The sequence below is a fragment of the Occallatibacter sp. genome (assembly GCF_049802275.1).
In the GTDB taxonomy this organism is placed as follows: domain Bacteria; phylum Acidobacteriota; class Terriglobia; order Terriglobales; family Acidobacteriaceae; genus Telmatobacter.
Genome location: NZ_JBARMD010000434.1, coordinates 1 through 2,675, shown reverse-complemented (window position 1 = coordinate 2,675; position 2,675 = coordinate 1). Strand labels below are relative to the sequence as shown.

2 protein-coding genes are annotated in these 2,675 nt (G+C 59.3%); both read right to left on the bottom strand.

Annotated features, from left to right (window positions below; all coding sequences use genetic code 11):
• Window positions 1-1,871: ATP-dependent zinc metalloprotease FtsH (ftsH, locus tag WA354_RS15160; protein ID WP_472813858.1), on the bottom strand; the 1,871-nt coding region annotated here is incomplete at its 3' end.
• Window positions 1,872-2,152: 281 nt separating this feature from the next.
• The coding region (tilS, locus tag WA354_RS15155) for a tRNA lysidine(34) synthetase TilS (RefSeq protein ID WP_472813857.1) at window positions 2,153-2,675 on the bottom strand (523 nt) is incomplete at its 5' end.

Genomic DNA, 2,675 nt, shown 5'->3' with positions numbered 1-2,675 from the left:
GGCTTGAGGACCTGCTGTCCACCGCTGCTGCCGCCGTCGCTGGGCGAAGCAAGAATGGAGCGCATGGGAGGCAGTTCCTTACCATCGAGCAGCATCTTCACTTCATCCGCGTCAATCGTCTCGCGCTCCAGCAACGCCGCAGCAATGCGATGCATCGCATCCTTGTGCGCTTCCAGAATGCCGTGCGCAGCCTGGTAGGCCTCGTCGATCAGGCGGCGAACCTCCAAATCGATCTGCCGTGCTGTCTCCTCTGAGAAGTCCCTGTGCTGCGCGATCTCGCGGCCCAGGAAGATCTGCTCTTCCTTCTTGCCGAAGGTGAGCGGACCCAGGCGGCTCATCCCGTACTCGCAAACCATGCGGCGGGCGAGGTCGGTGGCGTTCTCAATATCACTGCCTGCGCCGGTGGACATCTGATTGAGGAAGATCTCCTCAGCCGTGCGTCCGCCGTAAGCGATGGCAAGATTGGCTTCAAGATATTCTCGGGTATAGTTGTGGCGATCGCCCGGAAGGAAGATCGTCACGCCCAATGCCATGCCGCGCGGAATGATCGTGACCTTGTGGATCGGATCCGAATGCGGCTGCAAGAGCGAAACCAGCGCGTGACCGGCCTCATGATAGGCTGTGACGCGCTTTTCTTCATCCGTGAGAAGCATTGACTTGCGCTCGGCGCCCATCAGCACCTTGTCCTTCGCAAGCTCGAAGTCATACATCACCACCTGCTTGCGATTGACGCGGGCTGCGTTCAGCGCAGCCTCGTTGACCATGTTAGCCAGGTCGGCGCCGCTGAAGCCCGGTGTCCCGCGGGCAAGAATGTTGAGGTTCACGTCATCAGCAACGGGAACCTTCTTGACGTGAACGCGGAGAACTTCTTCGCGGCCACGGACGTCGGGCAGTCCCACGACGACGCGGCGGTCAAAGCGGCCGGGCCGCAGCAATGCGGGATCGAGAACGTCGGGGCGGTTCGTAGCGGCGACAAGGATCACGCCGTCGTTCGATTCGAATCCGTCCATCTCGACGAGCAACTGGTTCAGGGTCTGCTCGCGCTCATCGTGTCCGCCGCCGAGACCTGCACCACGGTGACGGCCGACGGCATCGATTTCGTCGATAAAGATGATGCAGGGTGCGTTCTTCTTGCCCTGTTCAAACAGATCGCGGACGCGGCTTGCACCGACGCCGACGAACATCTCAACGAAATCAGAACCGGAGATCGAGAAGAACGGCACGTTCGCTTCACCGGCAACAGCGCGGGCCAGCAGCGTTTTGCCGGTTCCCGGAGGTCCGACCAGCAGCACGCCCTTGGGAATACGTCCGCCGAGCTTCTGGAACTTCTGCGGCTCGCGAAGATACTCGATGATTTCCTTCAGTTCTTCCTTGGCTTCATCCACGCCGGCCACGTCTTTGAACGTGACTTTCTTCTGCTGCATCGAGAGCAGACGGGCACGGCTCTTGCCGAACGAGAGGGCCTTGTTGCCGCCCGATTGCATCTGGCGGAGCATGAAGAACCAGATCGCGCCGAGCAGAACAAATGGACCCACGTTGAAAAGGATCGGGAGCAGCAGATTGTTCTGCGCGTCCTTCTTGGAGAAGCTGACATGATTAGTCAGCATCGCCTTTTCGAGATCGTCGTAGTGGTCTCCGACCGTGGTGTGGAACTGCTCCTTCGGCGTCGCCTTCATGTGGCCGCGAAGATCGGTGCCCTGGATGGCAGCATCCTGCACCATCCCCTGCTGCACCTTGTCATACAGTTCCGAATAAGGTATCTCTGTGTCCTTACCCTGGCCGATAGTGCCGTGCTGGACAACGCCCCACAGCAATACCAGGCAGATAAGTATAAAGACCCAGAACATGATCGTTTTTACGGTCGAATTCACCAGGATCCTCTTTCCCGGCGGGGGAGAAGCCGCTCAAGAACTTCCTACACCGCCCGCATCATCCTTTAGACGCCCGAACAGTCTTTGAAGTCACAGAAAGTGCGGGATCTCTTAGCAGGAGACACTTAGCACTCACCGCGCGGATGTGCAGTAACTTCGATTGTACTCCGAAGCGGAATGAAGTTTGAAGAAGTGCACGGGCCGAAACGGTGGGAATAAGGGTGGGAATCCATCATGACAACGGGAAACCGGTGACCGCAGCAGATGGGTTTACGCGCGCTCTAGCCCTCGCCCCGCGAGAAAGGCTCCACGGAAACCCGCACGCTGAGGTCAGGCTCCAGTTCAACCCCCCGCATCCAAACCACCCGGCCGCCAACCTCCAGAACCGGCCAATGGCTCCGATCGGTACCTGTAACTTTCATGCGTTCAAGGACTTCCTTGACCTTGCGCGGACCCGACGAGTAACGCAAGTGGACCCGATCGCCGGGCTTCCAGGAACGTAGAACGGCTTTCAGAGCAGAGCTGTTGGGTGAGGCAGCGGGCCCCTTCGGGTCAGCCAGATCGAGCCGGATGCGGCATGCGAAGGCTGGAGCAGCTAGCTCCCCGGGGATAACACATTCGTACTGTTCGGGTTTCAACTCATTGTCGGAGACGGGAGTGTTTGGACCACGTGAAAGTCTAATCTCGCGATGGGTACGGTCAGCGCGGAGACCCTGCGCGAGCTCCAGTTTCTGACCAGCCCTGCCCGTCTGAGCCAGAGAGCGAAGGGCTTCGGTAGCCGTGAAATCAGGCGCGGCCTCAAGC